Here is a 22,990-nt window from a genome sequence, read left to right as displayed (position 1 = left end):
CCCCCCCCCCCCCCCCCCCCCCCCCCCCCCCCCGCAACGCTGGGGCCAGACGCTCAGATGGTCACGCCGCCGTCCACGACCAGCGCCTGGCCGGTCATGAAGGTGCTGGCTGCCGACGCCAGGTAGACCGCCGCCCCGGCGATCTCGACGGGTTCGCCGATGCGGCGCAGCGGCGCGCCCTGGGTGGACTGCTTGTAGCGCTCGGGATCTTCCCACAGCGCGCGCGCAAAGTCGGTCTTGATCAGCCCCGGCGCGATGCAGTTCACGCGCACGTTGTGCGGCCCGAACTCGACGGCGAGGTTGCGCGCCAGCTGGAAGTCGGCGGCCTTGGAGATGTTGTACACGCCGATGGTGGGCGAGCCGCGCAGGCCGCCGATCGACGACACGATGATGATCGAGCCGTCCTTGCGGTCGATCATCTGCGGGGCCACCATCTGGATCAGCCAGTGGTTGGAGATGACGTTGTTGTCCAGCACCTTGCGGAACTGGTCGTCCGACACGCCGCTCATGGGCCCGTAGTACGGGTTGGACGCGGCATTGCAGACCAGCACGTCGATCTTGCCGAAGGCGCGGTTGGTCTCGTCGACCAGGCGCTGCAGGTCGTCCTTCGAAGAAATATTGGCAGGGACCGCGATCGCGGTGCCGGCGCCGTGGCGGGCGTTGATGGCATCCACCACTTCCTGGCAGGCCTCGATCTTGCGCGAAGAAATGACCACCTTGGCGCCCTGGACGGCCATCTGCTCGGCGATGGCGCGGCCAATCCCGCGCGAGGAGCCGGTGACGATGGCAACCTTGCCCGTCAGATCAAACAATGACATGGAGTCTCCTGTATGGCTGCGCCGGCGTCAGGGGCCGGCTTTGTCCTGGCGACGCGCCCGCAGGCAGCATCGCCGGGACATTATGGTGGCGCCGCTGGCCTCAGTCCACAGGCCCGGGTGCCGCGCGCCGGCCATATCAGGATTCTTTCTGCGGGCAATGCGCGCCGTGCATGGCAGGCATGCTGCATAGCAGAATAATGGCGCCTCAGGTGCCGGAGGATGCCGTTGCGGGCGCCAGCAGCGCTGGCAGGGCGTCGGCCAGGCCACGCCGCAGCTCATCGTCCAGCAGCACGCCAAAGCGATCCGACAAGGCCCGCACCACGGCCTCGGGCGAGGCCAGCCGGGTTCGGCGCACGGCGCCGTCCGGTGCGCGCTCGGCCAGGTCGCCGTCGGCCAGCGTCACGCGGGTGTCGCCGTCGGTGCGCGCGGCCATCAGCCGCTGCAGGAATACGCTGTCAGGGTGCGTCGATACATACCAGTTGCGCGGCACGAAATCGATCCACGGCTGCGGCGTCAGGTCGAAGCGGTAGACCTTGATCCAGCCGGCATCGCCGCGCGCCTCCAGGTCGTAGCTGTGGAACGCGGTGGCGGAGGTCTGCGGCGGCGAAGGCGCCAGACGGTAGGGGAAGCTGTCATCGGCCGGCTCGGACAGCGGCATCGCCCGGTATGGCGTGGGGCCGCCGAAGCCGACATCGGCCAGGTAGCTGCGATGCGCCACCTCCACACGCAGCAGCATGTGCGAGGTCGCGGTCGGCACGTCGTCGGGAACGCCCCAGCGCACGCGCGCGGCCAGCGGCGTCACGGCGTAGCCGAGCGCGCCCAGCCCGGCCGCCAGCAGGGTATTGAGTTCAAAGCAGTAGCCGCCGCGCCGGCGCGTGACGAGCTTGTCGAAGACCGCATCCAGCTCGATCCGTACTGGCCGGCGCAGCAGCGGATCGACGTTTTCGAACGGAATGCTGGCCAGGTGCGCGGCCAGTACGATATCCAGCGCTTCCAGCGTGGGCGAGGGCGGGGCGGCGATGCCGAGGCGCGCCAGCCAGGCATCCAGTTGGGGGGCATCCAGGGTCATCATGATGTGCGGGGCTCCGGTGCGATGCGTTCAGTTGAGCGCTTCCAGCGCCGGCAGGTCAAGCAGTTCGATGCCGCCATACTCCAGCCGCAGCAGCCCGCGCGCTTCCAGTTCGCGCAGCGCGTGGTTCACGGTCTGGCGCGACAGGCCCAGCATCTGCGCCAGCTGCTCCTGCGGGATGCGCACGCGCTGCGTGGCCTGGGCCTGCGGCAGGTTGCCGTAGCCATGCGCGATCGCGGCCAGGCGCCGGGCAATGCGGGCCGCCGGCGGCAGCAACTGCGCTTCCTCGACATAGTTGAAGGCCTGGCGCGTCTTGGCTGCCAGCAATTGCCCGAAGGCCCGCCACCATGCCGGCTGCTGCGCCAGGCGCTGCTCCAGGCTGGCGCGCGGCACATGCCACAGTGTCGTGGTGCTGACCGCGCGCGCGTCGTGGGTGCGCGGCAGGCCGTCGAACAGGCAGATCTCCCCGAACCAGGTGCCGGGTTCCAGCAGCCCGAGCAATGCCGCCTTGCCCGATTCGCCGCTGGCGTGGATCTGCATGGTGCCGCTGGCGACACAATACAGGCCGTCGAAACGGTCGCCGCGGGCAAAGAGCGTCTCGCCGGCCACCAGCCGGCGCAGGCTGCCGTCATCGAGCAGTGCCTGGCGCAGTGCGGGCGGCAACTGGCTGAACCAGGCACCGGCACGTACGGCAGCAAGCGCATCGTCGCGCAACGGCACCGGGGCGGGCAGTGTGCCGGCGAGTTGCGGTTGAGGGTGTTGCGGCGGGCGCGCCAGTCCCATGCCGGTCTCCTTTCATATGGGGTTGTGCCGGGTGTCAGCAGGGACACACAAGGGCACGCAGCGACGGTCCGGACTGTCAAAAACCTGACAGACCGCACGGTGCGCGCCCACTACTATAAATCCACATCGCGCCCCCCGCGCAGCAGCAGGCGGCAGCGTCCGGCCGCCCTTGCGGCGCGGAACGCGCACGCCTGCGCATACAAGGAGATACCCCCGTGAAAACCCTGATCGAACACCTGGCCAACTACGCCGCCTACCATCGCGACCCGCGCAACGTCTTTACGCACTTCATCGGCATTCCGATGATCGTGCTGGCAGTGACGACGCTGCTGGCGCGCCCGGCGCTGACGCTGGGCGACGGCTCTGCCTACCTGACGCCGGCGATGCTGCTGTACATCCTGTCGTGCCTGTTCTACCTGCGCCTGTCGCTGGTGTTCGGGGTGGCGATGGCGGTCATCCTGGCGTTCTTCCTCTATGCCGGCGCGCACATTGCGGCGATGCCCACCGCCTGGTGGCTTGCCATCGGCCTTGGCCTGTTCGTGGTGGGATGGGTGATCCAGTTCATCGGCCACTATTACGAGGGGCGCAAGCCGGCCTTCGTCGACGACCTGGTCGGCCTGCTGATCGGTCCGCTGTTCCTGGTGGCGGAAACCGCCTTTGCGCTGGGGCTGGCACGCGGCACGCGCGAGGCCATGGCCGCCCGCGCGCACTGATCAGGGCAGCCCCGCCGGCAGCCGCAGCCGCGCCGCCAGCCCGCCCAGCGGGCTCGATGCCAGCGCCAGGCTGCCGTCGTACATCGCCGCGATTTCCGTCACGATCGCCAGGCCCAGCCCGCTGCCGGCAGCGGCCTCGTCGAGCCGGCCAAAGCGGGCGGTGGCCAGTGCCTGCGCTTCCGGCGGCATGCCCGGGCCGTCGTCCTCGACCAGTATTTCGAGCTCGCCATCCGCTTCCTGCAGCGTGACGCGCACGCGCGTGCGCGCCCACTGGCAGGCATTGTCGAGCAGGTTGCCGAGTATTTCGACCAGGTCTTGCCGGTCGCCGGCAAAGTGCCCGGCGCCCTCAACCGTCAGCGCCAGCGCGCGCTCAGCGTGCAGCCGCGCCAGTGCTCGGGTCAGCTCCCGCACCGGCGCGCCGGCATCGATGCGTTGGCCGCGCGCCGCCGCGGCGCCCGCGGCGCGGGCGCGCGCCAGATGGCGGTCGACCTGCCGGCGCATCGCTTCAACCTGCGCCCCCACGGCTTGCGCCGGCGCCCCCGGCAGCGCCGCGGCCTCGTTGGCGAGCACTGCCAGCGGCGTCTTGACCGCGTGCGCCAGGTCCGCCGCCTGCCGGCGCGAGCGTTCCAGCGCCTGGGTGTTGCGTGCCAGCAGGGCATTGATCTCGGCCACCAGGGGTTCGACTTCGGCGGGCCAGTTGCCGCCCAGGCGTGCCTCGCGCCGCGCCTGCATCGTGCCCAGCGCGCGCCGCAGCCGCGCCAGCGGCGCCAGCCCAAATTTCACCTGCGCCGCAACCGCCAGCATCAGCCCCAGTCCCAGCGCCGTCAGCGACCACGCCAGCGTCCGGTTGAAGCTGCGGCGCGCGGCACGCAGCTCGGTCCGGTCCAGCGCCACCGAGATCTCCACCGGGGTATCCGCGGATGGCAGCACCAGTTGCCGCGACACCACCAGCAACGACTGGTTGCTGGGGCCCGGGCGCACGTCGGCCTGGGCGCCGGCAAGGCGGCGCTCCACCGTCACCGGCATTTCCGTATCCCACAGCGAGCGCGAGCGCAGCAGCGCGCCGGGCGCGCGCGCCTGCCAGTAGGTGCCGGAGTAGGGCAGCTCGTAGCGGGGATCGGCAGGGGTACGGGTGAGGACCAGCTTGCCGTCGGCGCTCCAGTCCAGCGCCGCGGCCAGGCCCGCCAACTGGTGGTCGAGCTGGCGCACATAGGTGTTGTTGACGTGGCGCTCGAACAGCGTCGACAGCAGCCAGCCGCTGGCGCCCAGCGCCGCTGCCAGCCAGACCGCCGCCACTGCCAGCAGGCGCAGCGCAAGGGATCGGCGCAGGCGGGCGGGCATCTAGGGCTGCAGTGGCGACGGCGGCCGCATGCGGTAGCCCTGGCCGCGCACGGTCTCGATGACATCCACGCCAAGCTTGCGGCGCAGCCGCCCGACAAAGACCTCGATGGTGTTGCTGTCGCGGTCGAAGTCCTGGGCATAGATATGCTCGGTCAGCGCGGTCTTGCTGACGATGGCGCCGGGATGGTGCATCAGGTAGTCCAGCACGCGGAATTCATGCGAGGTCAGTGCCACCGGCTTGCCGTCGACGGTGACCTTGCCTGCGCGCGGATTCATGCGCACTGGGCCGCATTGCAGCTCCGGCGCCGGCATGCCATGCGCGCGCCGGATCAGCGCGCGGATGCGCGCGAGCAGCTCTTCCATGCGGAATGGCTTGGCCAGGTAGTCGTCGGCGCCGGCATCGATGCCTTCGACCTTCTCGGTCCAGCTGTCGCGCGCGGTCAGGATCAGCACCGGCACGCTGACCTGCGCGGCGCGCCAGCGGCGCAGCACCGAAAGGCCGTCCAGCCGCGGCAGGCCCAGGTCCAGGATGACGGCGTCGTAGGGCTCCTGCTCGCCCAGGTGGCAGGCATCCAGGCCGTCCGCGGCCACGTCGACGGCATAGCCGGCGTCGGCCAGGCTGGCACGGACCTGGGCGGCGAGGGCGGCTTCGTCTTCGACCAGCAAGATGCGCATCGGGGGTTTCCTGTCGGTCAGGGTTTGCGGCGGGCGTTTTCCAGCCCACGCCCCTTCGCCTTGAGCAGGGCGGCCGTGCGTGCATCGTACTCGAGCTTGGCCACCGAACCACCCGGCAACAGCAGCTTGACCTCGTATTGCCAGATGCCGTCGTCGCGGTCCAGCTCAACGCCGATGACGTCGCCCTCGTACTGGCGCGACACCGTTTCCAGGATGCGCGACAGCGGCAGGATTTCGCCGGACTGCACGGCCGCGCGGGCGCGGTCGGCGTCCTTGTCGGCGTGCGCGGCCGGCATCGCCGCCAGCGCCAGCAGCGCCGCGGCGACCAGCATGCGGGGGTGCAGGAGGGCCGGGAATTTGAACTTCATGGCCCGGAGTTTGCATCAGATTGCCTGAATGCGGGCTGAACGCAGCCCTCGTGGCCAGGCCGCAAACGGTAGCGCCGCGGCTCGCGCATCGCTGCGCGCGCCGGCACCGAAGCGTCTGCCGCGAACGCCAAAACGGGGGGACGTAGGCCGTATTCGCGTTTCCACTGAGGCAAAGCCGCGACAAAACCCGGGGTTTTCACGGGGTTTTACGTTTCGCCTGCACGAAAACCCCTTGACTTACGGTACTTTCCGCTATGATTCAGTGGGCATCGAGAAGACGATTGCGCAACGCTGAGAAGCAATGCGAAACATCTGCCGACACCCATCTGTTCAACTTACGAATATCGATATGGCGACCAAAGCGAAACCGACCGCGAAGACCGCAACCAAGCCCGCTGCCAAGAAGGCCGCGGCAACCAAGGCACCCGTGAAGGCTGCCGCCAAGAAGGCCACGCCGGCCAAGAAGGCTGCTCCCGCCGCTGCGCCCGTTGCGCGCCCGCTGAAGGACACCTTCAACAAGTCGAGCCTGGTCGCTCACCTGGTAGCCCAGACCCAACTGGAAGCCAAGGCCGTGAAGACGGTGCTGGCCCATCTGGAAACCACCATCATCGGCGCGCTGAACAAGAAGGGCGCTGGCGAGTTCACGCTGCCCGGCCTGCTGAAGGTCACGGCGCAGCAAGTGCCGGCCAAGAAGAAGCGTTTCGGCAAGGACCCGTTCACCGGTGAAGAGCGTTGGTTCCCGGCCAAGCCGGCCAGCGTCAAGGTCAAGGTCCGTCCGCTGAAGAAGCTGAAGGACGCCGCAGCCTGATCTGCGCCACGTTGTCCTGACAAGAAAGGAGCCGCTTGCCGGCTCCTTTTTTATTGCGCGAGCGCAATACGTGCCGCGCGTTCCTGCATTTTCAGCCGCCGGCGACAGACCGGCGCGGGGGAGACACGATGCCGAGTCTGCAAAGCCAGCTGTGGCGGATCGCCTTGCGGCTGGTGCGCCGCAAGCAGCGGTTTGCCAGCGCCCAGGCGCTCCATGATGAAATCCGGCGGCGCCGTATTGTTGGGCGCGCCTATCCGTCCCGGCGCCTGCGTGCGCGGCAAGCGGTCAGCGAGGAGCGGATCGCCGGGATGGAGGTCTACACCGTGCAGCCCAGGAACGGGCCTGCGCACGGTAAACCCCGTCATGTCCTTTACCTGCACGGCGGCGGCTATGTTTTCGATATCGTCAGCCAGCACTGGAATTTCATCGGCAAGCTGGTGGACGCGCTGGGCTGCGCGGTGACCGTGCCGGTCTATCCGCTGGCGCCTGAACATACCCACCGCGACGTGTTCGCGGCCATGGTGCCGCTGTGGCAGGTGCTGCAGCAGCGCTATCCGGGCGCAGACCTGACCGTCATGGGCGATTCCGCTGGCGGCGGCATGGCACTGGCGCTGGCACAGGTGCTGCGTGACAGCGGCCAACCGCTGCCGCAGCGCCTGGTGTTGCTGTCGCCGTTCCTGGATGCCACCGGCGACAATCCCGGCATCGATGCCCTGGAGCCGTTCGACCCGATGCTGTCACGCCCCGGGGGCATTGAATGCGGGCGCGTCTATGCCGGCGCGGATCCTGTCACCTTGCCACAGGTCAGTCCCATGCACGGCGTGTTGCGCGGGCTGCCGCCCACCACGTTGTTTATCGGGACCCATGACATCCTGCTGCCCGACTGCAGGAAGTTCCGCCAGATGGCCGGCGAGCAAGGCTTGCCGCTTCGGTATCACGAGGGCGAGGGAATGTTCCACGTGTGGATGCTGCTGCCGATGCCGGAAGCGGACGCGGCGTTTGCCGAGATTGTGCGGTCAGTGCTGGCCGACGACGCACATGGCACGGAGGGCAGGGACGGGCTGGCGCCTGTGCGCGCTGCCGTTGCCCCGCAGGAGGTAACCGACCCAGGTTGATGCCGGCCGCCCGGTGACTCATGCCAGGCTGGCCGCAACCGGATCCGACTGGAGCAAGTTTAACCTGCGTCAAATGGACAGGACGGGCGCCCCCCTAGAATCGGTCAGGTCATGGGTGCGGGGGCGCTCCCCATGACAGAGCTTCCGGAATCTTCCTGAAGCTTCCGCCCGCGGCCGCAATGGCCGCGGGTTTTTTATTTGGCGGCGACCATCCGGCCCGCCAACTCAGGCCACCACCTGCTTGGCATAGGTTGCCCGCGCCATCTCGCAGACCTCTACCGAGACCTGCACGTCCTGGCCGGTGCCCGAGCCGGCCCGCACCGCTTCGGCGATCACGTTGCAGACGGCCTGCGCCAGCGCCTGGCGCACGGCGGTGTCGCGGCCGTCCAGGATCGACAGGCGCGCGTGGACAAAGGCCCGCTCGACCGCGTCCACACCCTGGCGGTAAGTCGACAGCGTGATGCAGCGCGACTTGATGTCCGCCTCCTGGAACTGTCCGGAGGCCAGCAGGGCGGCATTGGCTTCATCCAGCAACTCTTCCTGCGAGCAGTTCAGGCGGGTGTTTTCGGTGAGTTCGATGACGAGGTGAGGCATGGCGGCGTCCTGACTGTGTTCCGGTGAAACCGAGCATGATACGGGATCGCCGGCACGTGGCGGGCGCAGCAATGCAAACGGGGCGCCTTGGAGCGCCCCGTCGGGATGTGCTGCTGGTGCGGATCAGGCGTGGACGGGCGTGCGCTCGCGTGCCGGTGCCAGCGCGTTGCCGAAGCGGGCCGGATTCTCCCGGGCGAGTTGCTGCAGCTGGGCCAGCTTGGCCTTCAGGCCGGCATCCAGTTTCGGTGCGGGCATCACCGTGGACGGGCAGGCCACCCCCAGGATGCCGAGCGCCTGCTGGAAGTTCTCCAGGGTCAGCCCGGCAGCCGGGTCAACGGTCACGAGGTGCTCGCGCATGGCCTCGGGCATCGACTCCGGGGCGGCGCACGAAATGATCACGTAGTGGACCGGCTTGGCGCCCTGGGCGAAATAGGCTTCGATTTCCGCACCATGGCCGCCTGCGGCCGGCGGGGTCATGGCTTCGACCTGCAGGTCCAGCTGCTGCAGGATTGCCGCGGGCGTGCCGCGGCGCCAGGCGTCGGACACCACCACGCGGGCGCCGGCCACGCCGAACAACCTGCGTACGAACCCCAGCGCGACAGGATCAAAGAACCGGACGTCGCGCAGCGTGCCCGAATCCGGAATGCCGCCGAGGCGGGTGCGGGAGCGGTCGGAATACAGGACGCCGGGTACGTCCAGCATGATGAGTCGTTCAGCCATGGTTTCCTGTGCGGGTGACAGTTCAGTTGGTGTGAACCAAGATTACTCGCCACGGGCAGGCTGACACGTAACCGGCACCAGTTCAGTTGCAACAGATCTGTAACTTTATCGGGGTAGACGTAAATGCCGGTTACGTCGCCATGACAAATGTTTCGCCCAGACACATCTGCCCGTTACAAAGATGACACGCACTAGAAGCGGAAGCGGGCCACATCGTCGGCCAGTGCCGCTGCCTGCTGGTCCAGCCGGGCTGCCTGGCTGGCCAGGTCATCGACCAGCGCCGCGTTCTGCTGGGCGGTCTGGCGCAACTGCGATAAGGATTGTCCGGCGGCCTGCACGCTGCCGGCCTGCTCGTCGGCAAGCGTGCGCAAGGTCTCGGCCAGCGCATGGCTGTGCCCGACGGTAGCCGCGATGCGGTCCATTGCCGCCACCACGCTGGCGCTCAGGCGCGCGCCTTGCTCGATCTCGTGGGTAGCGGTGCCGACGATGCCGCCGATCTCGCGCGCCGCATCGGCGCTGCGCTGGGCCAGCGCGCGCACTTCTTGCGCGACCACCGCAAAGCCGCGGCCGGCGGGGCCGGCGCGGGCCGCTTCCACGGCGGCATTCAGCGCCAGGATATTGGTCTGGAAGGCGATGCCCTGGATCACGCCGACGATCTCGGCGATATGGCGCGAGTGGCCGTGCAGCGTATCCATCGCGCCGCGCATCTGCTGCACCACGGCAGCGCCGGCATCGGTGGCGGCGCGTGCCTGGCTGGCCATCTGGCTCGATTCGGTGGCCTGGGCGTGCGCGTCGGCCACGCGTGCGGCCAGTGCCTGCATGCTGCCGGTGGTGGCATCGAGCGCGCTGGCCTGCCGCTGGGTGCGCGCCGACAAGGCGTGGTTGTCTTCGGCGATCTGCTGGCCGGCCGCGGTGATCTCCTGGGCGCTGGCCTGGATACGGGCCAGCACGCCGGCAAGCTGGTCGCGCATGCCGGCCATGTGGTGCAGCATGCTGCTGTGGTCCGACGGGCGCAGGGCGATGGTGGCGGTCAGGTCGCCGGCGGCTATGCGGCGAGCGATCTCGGCGGCGTCGCGCGGCTCGCCGCCAAGTTCGGCACGCAGGCTGCGCGCCGCGATCCACGCCAGCGCGGCGGCCGCCAGCAGGCTGGCGCCGAGCAGGGCGGCCATCCATGCCTGCGCGCGCAGCTGGCTGGCCGCCACGCTGGCCACCGTGGCGGCGGCCTTTTGTTCCTGCTGCTGGCGCACGGCTTCCACCTGCCGGCTGAGGGATTGCAGCTGTTCAGTAACGAAGTGGCCGTCGACCGAGACCGCGCTGTCGAATTGCAGCGAGTCCAGCGGCTGCTTGCGCAGCAGCGCCACGTAGGCCTGCACCAGCTCGCCGGTGCGCTGGCGTTCGCGCAGCAGCGGCGCGGCCTGTGCCGCTGCGGCCTGGCGTACGCCGGCCAGCGCAGCATCGAGCTGCGACAGGCTGCGCGCGACGTCGGCGGCGGCATCGTCGCGCTCGGTGCTGCTAGTGGCCATGGTCAGCGCCAGTTGGGCACGGCCAAGGGTGGCCAGTGCCGACTGCGCGCGCTCGGCCGAGATGGCACCGTGCATGTCGTGCTGGTACAGGGTGTCGGTGCGCGCCTTGATCGACACCAGGTTGGCGATCCCCGTCAACCCGACCGCGGCACCGAACAAGTACACCAGGGCAAAGGCGCCGCACAGGCGCGCCACCAGCGGCAGGCGGCCCAGTCGTACGGAAAACCGCGTGAACAGCCGAGCGGGGGCAGCTGCCCGGCTGCGGCCGGGCAGGCGTGTCTTGATGACTTGCAACACGGAGAAGACTCCAAACGGGCGTGCTGGCTCCAGAAGGATGCACGGCCCGGGCTTGACCCGAATTGCCGCGCGCGCTGTCCTCTGTCCGGGACGGTCGCAGGCGGCGCACGGATGGTCGGTCATCAACGTGACGCCGGCGTGACATGGGATGAGGATTTTTGTCATCACGCTGTCATATCCATGTCATGCAATGTCGCTCGCCCTCTTGCTCTATCCCCGGATTTCCCGCCATGACAGGCCTGCCTGCCGCCACGCCTTTGCACGACCGCGCACCTGTCGCAGCTGGTACCCCCATCGCGGCGGCGCTCGCGCATGCGCGGCTGCCGCCGCTGCATGCGGTATTCCAGCCGATCGTGCAGGCGGACAATGCCGAGATCCTCGGCTACGAGGCGCTGATCCGGGGCCCGGCTGGCTCGCCCTGGGCGAGCCCGGACGCGTTGTTCCGGCTGGCGCAGGGCGTTGCCGCGACCATGGCGCTGGAGATCCACGCGGCGCGCACCGCGCTGGCCGCCTGGCGTAGCCTGGACCTGCCCGGCAAGCTCTTCCTCAATTTCAGCCCCATGACGTTGCGGCACCTGCTGGCCGAGCGCGGGCGGCTGATGGCGGCGCTGCTGGAGGCCGGCATTGCGCCGTCGCGCCTGGTGATCGAAATCACCGAACAGACCCCGATCGGCGATGCCGCCAGCTTTGCCCAGGCGATGGCGGTGCTGCGCGAGCTTGGCATGCAGTACGCGCTGGATGATTTCGGCACCGGGCATGCCAACCTCGACCTGCTTGCGCACCTGTCGCCGCAGTTCGTCAAGATCGACAAATCGCTGGTGCGGGGCATTGCGTCCTGCTCGCGGCGGCTGGAGATCCTGCGCGCGCTGCTGCGCGTGATGAGCGCCTTTGGCGGGCGCGTGATCGCCGAAGGCATCGAGGACGAAGACGAGCTCGCCGTGATCCGCGACCTGGGCGTGGCCGGCGCCCAGGGCTACTACGTGGGCCGGCCCTCGGCGCGGCCGGCCGCGCAGGCGCCGCAGCACGTGCACCAGACGCTGGCTTCGAGGCATATCGCCGTGTTTCCGCAAATGGTGCGCTCAGGCTGGTCGGGCATCACCGCCGGGCGCCTGCTGCGGCCTGCGCCGACGGTGTCGCCTGCCACCAGCAACGATGCGGTGCTGCGCGTCTTCCAGGACCAGCCCGACCTGCAGGCCGTGGCCGTCGTCAATGACGAAGGCCGGCCGCTGGCGATCATCAGCCGCCAGGCCTTTATCGACCGCTACGCGGCGCCGTTCCATCGCGAGCTGTATGGCAAGAAGGCCTGCATCGCCATGGCCAACCGCGAGCCGGCCTGCTTTGACCATCGCGCCAGCCTGGAGGAGATGGCGCAGATCCTGTCCGGCGAGAACACGCGCTCGCTTGCCGATGGTTTCGTGATTACCGAACAGGGCCGCTATATCGGCCTGGGCACCGGCGCTGACCTGATCCGGGCCATCACCGAAGTACGCATGGAGGCGGCGCGCTACGCCAATCCGCTGACCTTCCTGCCCGGCAATATCCCGCTGAACCAGCATATCGAGCGCCTGATCGAAGCCGCCAGCGAGTTCCGCGCATGCTATGTCGACCTGAACCACTTCAAGCCCTTCAACGACAAGTATGGCTACTGGAAGGGCGATGAAATGCTCAAGGGCGCGGCCGCCATCCTGGCCGAGGCCTGTGATCCCGCACGCGATTTTCTCGGCCACGTGGGCGGCGACGACTTCCTGGTGCTGTACCAGAGCAGCGACTGGGCCGCGCGCCTGCAAGCTGCGATCCGGCGCTTCAACGACGCGGCGCGCGCCATGTATTCGCCCGCCGATCGCAGCGCCGGCGGCATGCATGGCGAAGACCGCCACGGGCGGCCGGTCTTCTTTGCGCCAGTGTCGATGGCGGTTGGCGTGGTGTGTGTGAGCGGCGAGGGCGTGGCGGGCCTGCAGCGGCTGGGCAGCCAGCATATCGGCGCCGCGGCGGCGGCGGCCAAGCGCGAGGCCAAGCGCTCGGCAACCGGCATGGCCGTGCTGGATTTCCTGTCGCTGGCCGCGACGCTGTCGGTCTAGCGGTCCGGCTGCCTGCGCCTGGTGACCCGGCGGTCCGCCGCGGGCAGCCTGGGCGCGGCGCCCCCTTCCAGTACGTCGAGCCGGTAGCCGTGCGCGTAGACGACGGTGATGACGATGCCGTTGGCGATGCCGATGCGCAGGGTCTTGCGCAGGCGCGAGATCAGTCCCGCCAGTGCCCGCGACAGCGGCGCCAGTTCATGCCGCCACACGGCTTGCTGGATGCGGTCGCAGGACAGGACCCTGCCGACATTGGAAAACAACAGCATGGCCAGGTCGAATTCCTTCGGCGTCATTTCGATGCGCTCGTCGCGCAGCGTGGCAAAGCGGCCCACGCTGTTGAGCTGGTAGGGGCCCACGCGCACCACCAGGCCCTGGCGCAGGCGCTCGCCGGTCACCCGGCGGCGCAGCGCCGTGATGCGTGCCATCAGCACGCGCACATTGAGCGGGCGGCACACGTAGTCATCAGCGCCGGCATCGAGTGCATCGATGAGGCCGTCTTCACTGCTGTCGGCCGCAAGCATGATGATGGGTACATCGCGTGAGCGCGCACAGCGCACGGCACGGATAACGTCGATGGCCGGCAGGTCTGGCAATTCATCATCGATCAGCAGCATGTCGAACGGTACCTGGCTGACACCGTGGATCAGGTCGCGGCCCGTTTCAAACACGTTGCAACGATAACCGGAACGTGCCAGCAGTTCCGGCACCGGCCGGAGTTGGGGCGACTTGCCCATGAGCAGCGCAATATTCATCGATGGCGAAATACGAGAGCCGTGGCAGGGACGGCCGGACCGCGGCAGGGCTGGAGCCGGACAGCGAGGGAACGAAGGCAGGCGCCAGGCGTGCGCGCAGCACTACCGTTCGCATGCAGCAAGCGTACAAAAAGTGTGGTCCACAGGACAATCAGACATTTCTGAAATTTCTGCTGTTTTTTGATGGTGCTCGCGTTGGTCGCGTGACGAGCGTTTGTCGGCGGGGCCGATGGCGATATGGAAAGTTGTCCACAGCTCCTGTGGACAAGCCAGTGCGCAGTGGCCGGACTGCGGCCTGGCACCGTGGTGCTGTCGGCGTGCCAAAAAAGAAGGCAGCGCGCGGGCACTATGGGCGCCGTGCTGTCAACATTCGGGCAGGGTGTGCCAAAATAGCGCGCATCGCGTTCCGGTCCGGGGACTCAAGCCCACCGATGCTGCAGAGCCCGAGTGTCATCGCCATCATCGTCCTGTGCTTTCACGTCGTCGGCGTGGTGGCTGCCCTGCATGCCGTCATGACGGTGCGCACCGCGCCCGGCGCGATCGCGTGGGCGGGGTCGCTGCTGATGATGCCGTACTTCACGCTGGTGCCCTACCTGATCTTCGGGCGCAGCACCTTCGCCGGCTATGTCGACGCCCGGCGCTTCAATGACGACCACCTGCGCGAGCTGCGCCACGGCATGACCCCGCGCGAGCGCGAGGCGCGCAGCGCCTGCGTGGTCCATGCGCCGGCGCAGGCCTGCATGCGTGCACTGCCCCGGCTGACCGGCATGCCGTGCCTGGCCAACAATGACGTGCGCTTGCTGGTCAACGGCGAGCAGACCTTCGAGGCGATCTTTGCCGCGATCGCGCGGGCCAGCCAGGTGCTGATCGTGCAGTTCTTCATCGTGCATGACGATGCGCTGGGCCAGCGCCTGCAGGCGCTACTGTGCGAGCGCGCGCGGGCCGGCGTCAAGGTGTACTTCCTGTTCGACCGCATTGGCTGCCACGCGCTGCCGCGCCGCTACGTGCGCACGCTGGCCGAGGCCGGCGTCGATGCGCGGGCGTTCTCCACGCACCGCGGCTTTGTCAACCGGTTCCAGCTCAATTTTCGCAACCATCGCAAGCTGGTGATCGTCGATGGCAGCGAGGCCTTTGTCGGTGGCCACAACGTCGGCGTCGAATACCTGGGCGAACGCCCGCCACTGGCGCCGTGGCGCGACACCCATATTGCACTGCGCGGCAGCGCCGTGCTGGACCTGCAGATGGCCTTTGCCGAAGACTGGTTCTGGGCCGCGCGCGAGGTGCCGCACCTGCTGATGCCGCCGCCAGAAGTGGGCGGGCGCATGACCTGCCAGGTGGTGCCGTCAGGCCCTGCCGACGCGCAGGAGACCTGTTCGCTGTTCTTTGTCGAGGCCATCCAGGCGGCGCGCCACCGGCTGTGGATCACGTCGCCGTATTTCGTGCCCGACGAGGCGGTGTTTGCGGTGCTGCGGCTGGCCGTGCTGCGCGGCGTGGATGTGCGCATCCTGATTCCGGCGCGGCCCGATCACCTGGTGGTCTATGCCGCCTCCACCATCTATGCGTACCAGGCCGTGTCCGCGGGCATCAAGCTGTATCGCTACCAGCCGGGCTTCCTGCACCAGAAGGTCATCCTGATCGACGACGAAGCCGCGGCCGTCGGCACGGCCAACCTGGACAACCGCTCGTTCCGGCTCAACTTCGAGCTGATGGTGATGACTGCCGACAAGGGCTTTGCCGCGAGCGTGGCCACCATGCTCGAAGCCGACTTCGCCCAGGCCCAGCGCGTCGGGCTGAACGAGTTCCTCGATGCGCCGGCGCCGCTGCGCGTGGCGATGCACGTCGCCAAGCTGTTTGCGCCCATCCTCTGAAGCCCGCGTTCCGGTCCGCTGGTTCCTGCAATCCTCAATGCAACAGACTTGTTGCGGCCTGATTGTGTACACTGTTCACTATAAGCGTATGCACATCATGAACCGTTATCCATATTCAAGGGGAGCCGCATGACCCGGGCTGTCCCCGCGCCTCCGGCGCGCGCCACCTACCGCCACGGCGACCTGCGCCGCGCGCTGCTGGACGCAGGCATCGACCTGGCACGCGAGGGTGGCCCCGACGCCATCGTGCTGCGCGAGGCCACACGCCGTGCCGGCGTGGTGCCCAATGCCGCGTACCGGCACTTCGCCAGCCGGCAGGACCTGCTGCAGGCAGTGCGGGCCTCGGCCTTGTCGTCGCTTGCCATTGCCATGGAAGGTGAAATCGGCGGGCTGCGCCCGGGCCGTGGAGCCGCTGCGCATGCGCGTGCCTGCCTGCGTGCGGTCGGCACCGGCTACCTGCGCTTTGCGCTGGCCGAGACCGGACTGTTCCGCACCGCGTTTTCGATGCCGGATGAAGTGGAAGATGATGCCGATCCGGCCAAGGCAGGCAACAGCGGCCTCAATCCGTTCCAGCTGCTGGGCGCGGCGCTGGACAAACTGGTGGAAGCCGGCGTGCTGCCGCCCGAGCGCCGGCCGGGTGCGGAGTACCTGGCGTGGTCGGCCGTGCATGGCTTGGCCATCCTGCTGATCGACGGCCCGCTGCGCAGCCGCGCCAGGGAGCAGGCAGAGATCCTCGGGCAGCGCCTGCTCGACATGGTCGAGAAGGGCCTCTAGCGCCTGCAGCAGGATCACGGCGAAAAAAATGCCACGATGGCGAGAACCATCGTGGCAGTGTAAGGAACCAGGAAGGGGGTCAACCTGGCTCTGTCGGGGCACCCGCGGGCCGGGTGCAAGAGGACTGTATTCCGTTGCTTCTCATCTGAATATCGGACATTTCTTAAATATCGCCCTGAATTGTCTCGATCTACGCACGTCGATTGCCGCGCGCTATCAGGGCGCGTCCGCATTTCGAGGAATTGCGCGGCCTGCAGAACAGTCTAACTTGCTGTCAGGCAGCCGAACGCCGGCGCCACGGTGAGGAGCGGATCATGCGATATGAATTGGGAGCGGCCCTCTGCGTGGCAGTGCTGGCTGGCTGCGTCGCCTATCCCTATGCAGGCGACTCTTACTATCCGGCTTATCCGGCTTATCCGGTTTCCTCTGCCTACTATGACGGTTACCCGGCGCCGGCGTACTACCCGTACTACCGTCCTTGGCCGGGCTACGGTGGTTTCTACGGCAGCTTTACCTATATCCACGGCGGCAGCTACGGCAGGCATGGCGGGCATCACTGGCATGGCGGTGGTGGCCGTGGGCACGGCGGCTGGCATGGGGGCGGGCGCGGCGGCAGGGGGCGATGAGCCTGCGTCGCCGTGATGGCAATGCGGCCTGCACGGGACTACCATCGGCTCATGGATGCCAACGGAGCCCCATCGCCATGACCAAGCCCGCAACGCAGAAGCACCAGACGCCAGCCTCCCGTGAACAACAGCGCAAGGATGAACTGATCGAGCGCGAACTGGACGAGGGGCTGAAAGAGACATTCCCGGCGAGCGACCCGGTGGCAGTCGATACCCATGCGCCGCGCAAACCCAGGCCGGAACCAAAACCGGCGAAGTAGGCGGACAGGCTATGCCGCGGCGCGCGCAACGCGCCCGCGCGGTCCGGCGTGCTATGGCAACTGGCGCAGCTGCCCGATCACCGACATCAGCCGTCCGTGCGCCACGATGACGCCGGACTCGTCCTGCAGGGCTTCCTGGTAACGCTTGCGAAAGGCCGGGTCAGAACCGTCGCTGAACAGTCTTTCCGCTGCGCGTCCGACTGCACGGCAGGTTTCGTCGTGGTGTTCCTTGGCCTCCAGCTCTTCGTCGATCTCGATGATCAGGCGCGACAGCGGGTCAAGCCAGCGGAAGTAGTTGTCTTCAGTCACCAGTTGCACAAACAGGCCTGCAGGAATCGGGCCGTTCAGGCGCTCATACTGGGTCCTGTCATAGCCGATGACTTCCTTGTGAACCTGCAGCAAGGCAGCCCGCAGGGCTTTCAGCCCCGAGCGCCGGGTTTCCTGGGTGGCGAGGAATTGTTCGTTGGGCATCCCCATCTCCGCGTTTCTACTTGTTCCGGTCCAGGCAGGCGGTGCGCAATTGCATCCCATGGGCCGCCGCATCGTGCCAGTGGCGATTGCCTGCCGGATTTTCCGGGCGCGGCCGGCCATGCCTGGCACTGTGCGGCGCGCTGCCAGTATAGGCACCCCCCGCAGCCCGAGCCAGCGCTGCCAGCTAGCGAAATACCCGTATTTGCGCCGGCTGCGCGGCATGATTGGCGCCAGTTGCAAGCCGCCCTCAGTCGCCTCCGGCGGATTGCGGCGCTTGCGCCAGCAGGTCGGCAGCACGCGAGCGCCGTGCGTCCGCGGCGCGGAAGTAACGCACTACCGTCGACACGCTTGCATGGCCGGTCATGGCCATGGTCTCGGCCAGTGGCACCTGTTGCGCAGCAGCCTCGGTGACAAAGCCCGAGCGCAGTGAATGCGCTGAGTAGTCGCCCTCCAGTCCCGCCAATGCGCAGCGCGTCTTGACGATGCGGCTGACCGCCGCATCGGACAAACCTTCTCCCACATGCCCGCCGCGGCGGATGCGGCGAAACAGCGGCCCGCTGTTGATGCCGGCGGCAGCAAGCCATGCCTCCAGCGCCTGGCCGGCGGCACCGGTGACGGGCTTGGCGGTATCGGCGCGCTCGTTGCCTGACTGGTTGGTCTTGGACCAGCCCAGTGCATAGACGAAATCACCGGGGCCGAGCCGGGTGAGGTGGCCGAGGGTCGCGCGCGCGACTTCAGAGCGGCGGCGCCCGCCACTGGCCCAGGCAAACAGCAGCAGCGCGCGGTCGCGCAAGCCGCGCAGCGAGTCATCGCAGGTATCGAGCAGGCGCAGCAGCGGATCGCGGGTCAGCGCCGCCTTGCGCGCCTGGCGCTGTCCGCGGCGCGCATAGGCGCGCCGGATGCCAGCCATCAGTTCGCGCACCGCAGCTTCGGCGCAAGGGTTGGGCAAGGCCTGCAGGCGGTGGGCCTTGGCCAGTACCGCCAGCCGGTGCGTCAGCGTGGACAGCGCGGGCGGGCCGGGTCGTGCCTTGTATCCGTCATCGACCAGCGCCTGGTCGATGACCGCGGGCATCTCGCAGACAGGGCCTTGCGGCGTCTGTCGCGTGGCGTGGTCGACGATGAACTGGATGACGACGGCAGGCGCGAGCGGGAGCTGCACAGGTTGTCGGTAGCGCAGGACATACCAGGCAGACCAGTAGCGCAGTGCGGACCGGTAGCTTGCCACCGTGTTTCGGGATTCGCCTTCGCGGCGCAAGGCATTGGCCGCTTGCTCGGCAAGGGGATCCAGTTCGGACGGGCGAAGCGGCGCCGGTAGTTCGACATCGGATGCAATCGGTGGAAAGTAGGCTTCGTGGGCTTCTCGGATTTTTATCATATTAAATATGATGTATGCTGTAATATATCATACGAAATAGACAAATAGCAGCCGATAAGTCTCCATTATCGAACCTTATTTGCCTTCCTCAAAGACTTTTGCCGGATCCCATCATGGAAACCCTCCGCAGCCGTGGCATTACCCGAGACGACGTCTGGCAGGCCGCCGACAGCCTGCTCAAGGCCGGCCAGCGGCCCACCATCGAACGCATCCGCCTGCACCTGGGGCGGGGCTCGCCCAATACGGTCAGCCCGCACCTGGATGCCTGGTTTGGGGCGCTGGGTGGACGTATCCAGGATCCACAGGGCTTTGCGCCCGCACCCGGATGCCCGGAGCCAGTCACGGAGGCAGCGCGCTACCTGTGGGAAGCGGCGCTGCAGGTGGCCAAGGCTTCGGCCGAGGCCGCGCTGGTGCAGCGTGAGGCGGCGCTGGCCGAGGCCCGGGCGGCTCTGGAGCAGGAGCGCGAAGCCCTGGAGCAGGAGCGCCAGGTCATGCAGGCCCGACTGGAAGGGGCCGAGGCGGCAATGGCGGAACTGACACGTGCCCGCGACGTCGCCACGGAGCGCGCCGCGCGCGCTGAAGCCGCAGCCACCGCCCTGCAGCATCAGGGGGAGACAATGCGCGCAGAGTCGGCCGCGGCTCTGTTGGCACACAACGCGATGCAGCAGGATTTGGGGTCGCTTCAGAAAAGGGAAAATTTTGCACGCTAAGCGATTACGAGCCCACCGCCAGGCGCCAACTACTGGGTGACGAAGACCGGATCCGTAGAATTCGGAGATCCTGTTAATCCCTTCAGTTCCGAGCCACCCGCGGTCGCTTTGGAGGCACAGCCCTGGCAGGCCCCTTCCACGCCGGCCGCCGCGTCGAGCCGGCGACCGTCTGCTAGTACCCCCAAACCTAGCCCCCCAATGGATCCGCATCGGCGCACCGCCTCGCATGTACACCTACCCGTACACCCCACGTTCGCGGCGGCATTTCTTTATTTTATGACCAGCCGATTCTGCTCAACGAGGCGCAAGCCGGCGCTGCCGTCGAGGGCATATTCCAGCGAGTGGCGCTTGGATTACATTTGCGATTAACTTTGCCACGGCTTTGGCGATTAAGCCATGCACCGGCATGTTTGGGCGCAGTGCAACGGGAGCCCCCGGATGCGATGCCAAGCGAATGTGACCAAGGTGACCGGTGCAGCACGAATCGCCCGACGTCTTTTCGCGGAACGGCGCAGACTTGCCCCCTTGAAATTTGCGTGGCCAATTACTATTTTATTTTCGCTCAGGCAGTCGCGATCATTGCGCGCTGCGTGTTTCTGTTTGTTTGCCAGCAGCTTGGCAGGTGGATGGGAGCGCGTATGCCCCTTCGCCTCCTTGCTGCATCGAAGGAGGATACGACCATGAGCGATCTTTTCTTAGGAACCGACCTCTTCAGCGAACTCGACCGCATGCAAAGGCAGATGGCGAGTTTGTTCGGCGGCTTCCCATCCAGCATCCGCTCCGGCCGCTTCGGGGCATTTCCCCCCGTCAATATCGGCGCCACGGACGATTCCATTGAGATCGTCGCGTTCGCACCGGGGCTCAAGCCAGACAAGTTCGAGGTGTCGATCGACAAGGGCTTGCTGACCATCAGCGGCGAGCGTGAAGCGGCGCAAGCGGAGGATGATCCGGAGGTCCGGATGTACGCGCAAGAGCGATTCACAGGCACGTTCCGGCGTGTGGTCGAATTGCCGCAGAGCGCCGACCCCGACAAAGTTCAGGCGCGCTATGCCAACGGCTGCCTGTCTATCAGTGTCGGCAAGCGCGAAACCTCGAAGCCCCGGGCGATCACGGTTCAATAACGCGAGGAGAATGCCATGAACGAGACTACCCAAGTGGCGGAACGCAACCAGAACGCGGTGACAAAAGGTCAGGAGGACAGGTCGACGCCGACGATGACGCTGCTTCCCGCGGTCGACATCGTCGAGGACAGCAATGGCGTCACCCTCTGGGCGGACCTTCCAGGTGTGACCAAGGACAAGCTCGAGGTGAATGTGCACGACGGCAACCTTCATATCGAGGCGGAAGCGGTCGTACCCACCCCCCAAGGACTGCGGGTGCAACACGCGGAAATTCGCCAGCCGCACTTCGCACGCGCTTTCTCGTTGAGCGCGGATCTTGACGCGTCGAAGATCGAGGCGAACCTGCAGGACGGCGTGCTCAAGCTGACGATCCCGCGTCGCGACGAAGCGCGTCCACGCCGCATTGCAGTCAACGTGGCGTGAGTTGCCGTCGCCCCCTCGGGCACCGGTGGCGTCCGCAAGGGCGCCACCGCAGTGCCCGCGGCAATTGGCTGACATTCGGTGAGGACAAGATGAAAACAGACCTGGGCAAATGGAACCCCTTCAAGTTCCTACGCAAATCGACAGAGGACAGGCAACCGACGGGCGAGTCGTCCAATGCTCCCGCGCCAAGGCACTGGACACCGGACCGGCCTGACATTTCGCGGCTGTTTTCCAGCGATCCCTGGCGTGCGATGGGCGAGTTTCTGCATGAACCTTTTGCGGGCTTCGGGGGATTGGATCGATGGTTCGGCGACTTCAGTTCGTCGCGCTTCCAGCCGCGGATCGATGTGGTCGATGATGGCTCGGCGCTGAGGATCACGGCGGAGCTACCCGGCATGGATCGCGAGGACCTGACGACCACCATCGAAGATGGTGCGCTGGTGTTACGGGGAGAGAAGAAGCAGGACATTCGGAGCGAGGAAAACGGCTGCTACCGGCTGGAGCGGGCATACGGCGCCTTCATGCGCAGTATTCCGCTGCCCGATGGCGTCGACCTCGATCACATCGATGCGAAGTTTGACCGAGGTGTCTTGACGCTGCGTCTGCCAAAGACCGGTACGTCGCAGTCTTCGGTAAGGAAGATCGAGGTGAAGTGAGCGGAAGATGGCGAGCTGCCTCAAGATTATTGGCACCCTTGAGCCTGCTGCGCTCAGCCAGGAATTCCTGCTGGCCATGCATGGCGCCGCCCATGCCCCTCCCTGGTATAGGCGGCGCTCGGAACGCGCGGTGCTGGCTTGCGGCCCAGCAGCAGATCCGGGGGCGATGCTGAGGTCTTGAAATCGCCGGACTGGGCTCTATTTTGGCGGCAAGCACTTTCCAAGATGGAGACTTCGATGGAATTCGATTCTGAGTGGGTGACGCTAGGCAGGCATCGGGTGCGGCTTAAGTGCACGCGCGGCTTTCCTACCGAGCGGACGCGGCGCGTGGCGGAGTTGGTCACAGTCGCGATCGATAATAACCTCAGCGCGCGGGCCCGCTTGGTCGACGTCACGGCGCAAGGCGATGCTTACGTGATCAGCATCGGCACGACGTTCGAAAAGGACAGAGTGGCGGCTCCCCACCTCGAAGTGGCGCTGGCCACGATGTTCGGCTTGACGCCTGAGCAGGTCACGATTGACATCGTCGTCGTCAGTCAGGCTGAGGTGGATACGCATTTTGGCGTGTATGAGCGAATGCTGGCGGAGAAGCTCGGGACCGTGCCGCCCATTCAGTGAAGCGCCACACTCGGGCTTCCTGGCCAATGACGCTTATGCCGTGAATCCAGACACCGGCGTCGAGGCTTTCGCGCCCTGAACGCGGACGGGTCGGCCGGACAAGCCGGTGATCACAGAGATCGGACGAGGAGCAAGGCTATGAACATCCGTCCACTACACGATCGCGTCATCGTCAGACGCCTGGACGCAGAGCACAAGACGGCCGGCGGTATTGTCATCCCCGATGCCGCCGCCGAAAAGCCGGACCAGGGCGAAGTCCTGGCTGTCGGCCCCGGCAAGCGCCTGGGCGATGGCCATGTCAGCGCGCCGAGCGTGAAGATTGGCGAGCGCGTGCTATTTGGCAAATATACGGGCACCACCGTCAAGCTTGAAGGCGAGGAGGTGCTGGTGATGCGTGACGAGGACATTCTGTGCGTCGTCGAATAGAGGAAGGA

At 67.0% G+C, this 22,990-nt stretch carries 26 protein-coding genes; 14 read left to right on the top strand and 12 right to left on the bottom strand.

The window, feature by feature from the left end; all coding sequences use genetic code 11:
* Positions 1-53: 53 nt before the first annotated feature.
* The 3 genes from AC3WVS_RS02010 to AC3WVS_RS02000 all read right to left on the bottom strand — a co-directional run bounded on the left by AC3WVS_RS02010 (position 54) and on the right by AC3WVS_RS02000 (position 2,670).
* Positions 54-818, bottom strand: coding sequence for an SDR family oxidoreductase (locus AC3WVS_RS02010; RefSeq protein ID WP_011617096.1), 765 nt, complete (start codon positions 816-818; stop codon positions 54-56).
* Positions 819-1,023: 205 nt separating this feature from the next.
* Positions 1,024-1,890, bottom strand: a complete 867-nt coding sequence (locus AC3WVS_RS02005; protein ID WP_492317156.1) for an arylamine N-acetyltransferase family protein — start codon at positions 1,888-1,890, stop codon at positions 1,024-1,026.
* A 27-nt stretch (positions 1,891-1,917) separates the two neighbouring features.
* Positions 1,918-2,670 (bottom strand): Crp/Fnr family transcriptional regulator, encoded by a 753-nt coding sequence (locus tag AC3WVS_RS02000; RefSeq protein ID WP_492317155.1) that lies wholly within the window; start codon positions 2,668-2,670, stop codon positions 1,918-1,920.
* 215 nt (positions 2,671-2,885) lie between these two features.
* Here AC3WVS_RS02000 and AC3WVS_RS01995 point away from each other — a divergent pair, with 215 nt between their 5' ends.
* A complete protein-coding gene (locus tag AC3WVS_RS01995) occupies positions 2,886-3,383 on the top strand; it encodes an Mpo1 family 2-hydroxy fatty acid dioxygenase (RefSeq protein WP_492317154.1) in 498 nt (165 codons plus the stop codon).
* Here AC3WVS_RS01995 and AC3WVS_RS01990 read toward each other — a convergent pair whose 3' ends face one another.
* The 3 genes from AC3WVS_RS01990 to AC3WVS_RS01980 are packed head-to-tail and all read right to left on the bottom strand — an operon-like array spanning position 3,384 to position 5,767.
* Complete coding sequence (locus AC3WVS_RS01990; protein WP_492317153.1) at positions 3,384-4,724, bottom strand: sensor histidine kinase; 1,341 nt, start codon at positions 4,722-4,724, stop codon at positions 3,384-3,386.
* Positions 4,725-5,399 carry a response regulator transcription factor gene (locus tag AC3WVS_RS01985; RefSeq protein ID WP_492317152.1) on the bottom strand — a complete coding sequence of 225 codons (675 nt, stop codon included), beginning with the start codon at positions 5,397-5,399 and terminating at the stop codon, positions 4,725-4,727. It abuts the gene before it with no gap.
* A 17-nt stretch (positions 5,400-5,416) separates the two neighbouring features.
* On the bottom strand, positions 5,417-5,767 hold the full coding sequence (locus AC3WVS_RS01980) for a PepSY domain-containing protein (RefSeq protein WP_492317151.1): 351 nt from the start codon (positions 5,765-5,767) through the stop codon (positions 5,417-5,419).
* Between the two features lie 349 nt (positions 5,768-6,116).
* On the opposite strand from AC3WVS_RS01980, the gene AC3WVS_RS01975 reads away from it, so the two are divergent.
* Together AC3WVS_RS01975 and AC3WVS_RS01970 are read left to right on the top strand one after the other, a co-directional pair.
* Positions 6,117-6,575, top strand: a complete 459-nt coding sequence (locus AC3WVS_RS01975; RefSeq protein WP_010809407.1) for an HU family DNA-binding protein — start codon at positions 6,117-6,119, stop codon at positions 6,573-6,575.
* A gap of 128 nt (positions 6,576-6,703) precedes the next feature.
* Positions 6,704-7,690: an alpha/beta hydrolase fold domain-containing protein gene (locus AC3WVS_RS01970; protein WP_492317150.1), complete on the top strand. Its 987-nt coding sequence runs from the start codon at positions 6,704-6,706 to the stop codon at positions 7,688-7,690.
* 225 nt (positions 7,691-7,915) lie between these two features.
* Here the strand turns inward: AC3WVS_RS01970 and AC3WVS_RS01965 are convergent, their stop codons facing one another.
* The 3 genes from AC3WVS_RS01965 to AC3WVS_RS01955 all read right to left on the bottom strand — a co-directional run bounded on the left by AC3WVS_RS01965 (position 7,916) and on the right by AC3WVS_RS01955 (position 10,824).
* On the bottom strand, positions 7,916-8,284 hold the full coding sequence (locus AC3WVS_RS01965) for a 5-carboxymethyl-2-hydroxymuconate Delta-isomerase (RefSeq protein WP_492317149.1): 369 nt from the start codon (positions 8,282-8,284) through the stop codon (positions 7,916-7,918).
* Between the two features lie 123 nt (positions 8,285-8,407).
* The gene (locus tag AC3WVS_RS01960; protein ID WP_492317148.1) at positions 8,408-9,004 is read right to left on the bottom strand and encodes an HAD domain-containing protein; all 597 of its coding nucleotides are present in this window, start codon (positions 9,002-9,004) and stop codon (positions 8,408-8,410) included.
* A 191-nt stretch (positions 9,005-9,195) separates the two neighbouring features.
* On the bottom strand, positions 9,196-10,824 hold the full coding sequence (locus tag AC3WVS_RS01955) for a methyl-accepting chemotaxis protein (protein WP_492317147.1): 1,629 nt from the start codon (positions 10,822-10,824) through the stop codon (positions 9,196-9,198).
* A gap of 230 nt (positions 10,825-11,054) precedes the next feature.
* On the opposite strand from AC3WVS_RS01955, the gene AC3WVS_RS01950 reads away from it, so the two are divergent.
* Positions 11,055-12,902, top strand: a complete 1,848-nt coding sequence (locus tag AC3WVS_RS01950) for a phosphodiesterase (RefSeq protein WP_492317146.1) — start codon at positions 11,055-11,057, stop codon at positions 12,900-12,902.
* Here AC3WVS_RS01950 and AC3WVS_RS01945 read toward each other — a convergent pair.
* Positions 12,899-13,654, bottom strand: coding sequence for a response regulator transcription factor (locus AC3WVS_RS01945; RefSeq protein ID WP_492317145.1), 756 nt, complete (start codon positions 13,652-13,654; stop codon positions 12,899-12,901). The two genes, AC3WVS_RS01950 and AC3WVS_RS01945, sit on opposite strands and share 4 nt — an antisense overlap.
* A gap of 431 nt (positions 13,655-14,085) precedes the next feature.
* On the opposite strand from AC3WVS_RS01945, the gene cls reads away from it, so the two are divergent.
* The 4 genes from cls to AC3WVS_RS01925 all read left to right on the top strand — a co-directional run bounded on the left by cls (position 14,086) and on the right by AC3WVS_RS01925 (position 17,182).
* Complete coding sequence (gene cls / locus AC3WVS_RS01940; RefSeq protein ID WP_492317144.1) at positions 14,086-15,522, top strand: cardiolipin synthase; 1,437 nt, start codon at positions 14,086-14,088, stop codon at positions 15,520-15,522.
* A 129-nt stretch (positions 15,523-15,651) separates the two neighbouring features.
* Positions 15,652-16,296: a TetR/AcrR family transcriptional regulator gene (locus AC3WVS_RS01935; RefSeq protein ID WP_492317143.1), complete on the top strand. Its 645-nt coding sequence runs from the start codon at positions 15,652-15,654 to the stop codon at positions 16,294-16,296.
* Positions 16,297-16,610: 314 nt separating this feature from the next.
* The gene (locus AC3WVS_RS01930; RefSeq protein ID WP_492317142.1) at positions 16,611-16,922 is read left to right on the top strand and encodes a hypothetical protein; all 312 of its coding nucleotides are present in this window, start codon (positions 16,611-16,613) and stop codon (positions 16,920-16,922) included.
* Positions 16,923-16,999: 77 nt separating this feature from the next.
* Positions 17,000-17,182, top strand: a complete 183-nt coding sequence (locus AC3WVS_RS01925) for a hypothetical protein (RefSeq protein WP_492317141.1) — start codon at positions 17,000-17,002, stop codon at positions 17,180-17,182.
* Positions 17,183-17,233: 51 nt separating this feature from the next.
* Here the strand turns inward: AC3WVS_RS01925 and AC3WVS_RS01920 are convergent, their stop codons facing one another.
* Positions 17,234-17,659, bottom strand: a complete 426-nt coding sequence (locus AC3WVS_RS01920; protein ID WP_035823937.1) for a hypothetical protein — start codon at positions 17,657-17,659, stop codon at positions 17,234-17,236.
* Positions 17,660-17,900: 241 nt separating this feature from the next.
* The gene (locus tag AC3WVS_RS01915; RefSeq protein WP_492317140.1) at positions 17,901-19,028 is read right to left on the bottom strand and encodes a site-specific integrase; all 1,128 of its coding nucleotides are present in this window, start codon (positions 19,026-19,028) and stop codon (positions 17,901-17,903) included.
* 113 nt (positions 19,029-19,141) lie between these two features.
* Here AC3WVS_RS01915 and AC3WVS_RS01910 point away from each other — a divergent pair, with 113 nt between their 5' ends.
* The 6 genes from AC3WVS_RS01910 to AC3WVS_RS01885 all read left to right on the top strand — a co-directional run bounded on the left by AC3WVS_RS01910 (position 19,142) and on the right by AC3WVS_RS01885 (position 22,982).
* Positions 19,142-19,738 (top strand): DNA-binding protein, encoded by a 597-nt coding sequence (locus AC3WVS_RS01910; protein WP_492317139.1) that lies wholly within the window; start codon positions 19,142-19,144, stop codon positions 19,736-19,738.
* Positions 19,739-20,418: 680 nt separating this feature from the next.
* Positions 20,419-20,859 (top strand): Hsp20/alpha crystallin family protein, encoded by a 441-nt coding sequence (locus tag AC3WVS_RS01905; protein WP_492317138.1) that lies wholly within the window; start codon positions 20,419-20,421, stop codon positions 20,857-20,859.
* A gap of 15 nt (positions 20,860-20,874) precedes the next feature.
* The gene (locus tag AC3WVS_RS01900) at positions 20,875-21,282 is read left to right on the top strand and encodes an Hsp20/alpha crystallin family protein (RefSeq protein ID WP_492317137.1); all 408 of its coding nucleotides are present in this window, start codon (positions 20,875-20,877) and stop codon (positions 21,280-21,282) included.
* 89 nt (positions 21,283-21,371) lie between these two features.
* Positions 21,372-21,938 (top strand): Hsp20/alpha crystallin family protein, encoded by a 567-nt coding sequence (locus AC3WVS_RS01895; protein WP_492317136.1) that lies wholly within the window; start codon positions 21,372-21,374, stop codon positions 21,936-21,938.
* A 237-nt stretch (positions 21,939-22,175) separates the two neighbouring features.
* Positions 22,176-22,556, top strand: a complete 381-nt coding sequence (locus AC3WVS_RS01890) for a hypothetical protein (protein WP_492317135.1) — start codon at positions 22,176-22,178, stop codon at positions 22,554-22,556.
* A gap of 138 nt (positions 22,557-22,694) precedes the next feature.
* Positions 22,695-22,982 (top strand): co-chaperone GroES, encoded by a 288-nt coding sequence (locus tag AC3WVS_RS01885; RefSeq protein WP_492317134.1) that lies wholly within the window; start codon positions 22,695-22,697, stop codon positions 22,980-22,982.
* The last annotated feature ends 8 nt before the right edge of the window (positions 22,983-22,990 follow it).

Source organism: Cupriavidus sp. CPT47-8839-RL05A (genome assembly GCF_058792255.1).
This window is presented reverse-complemented; position numbering and strand designations above follow the sequence as displayed.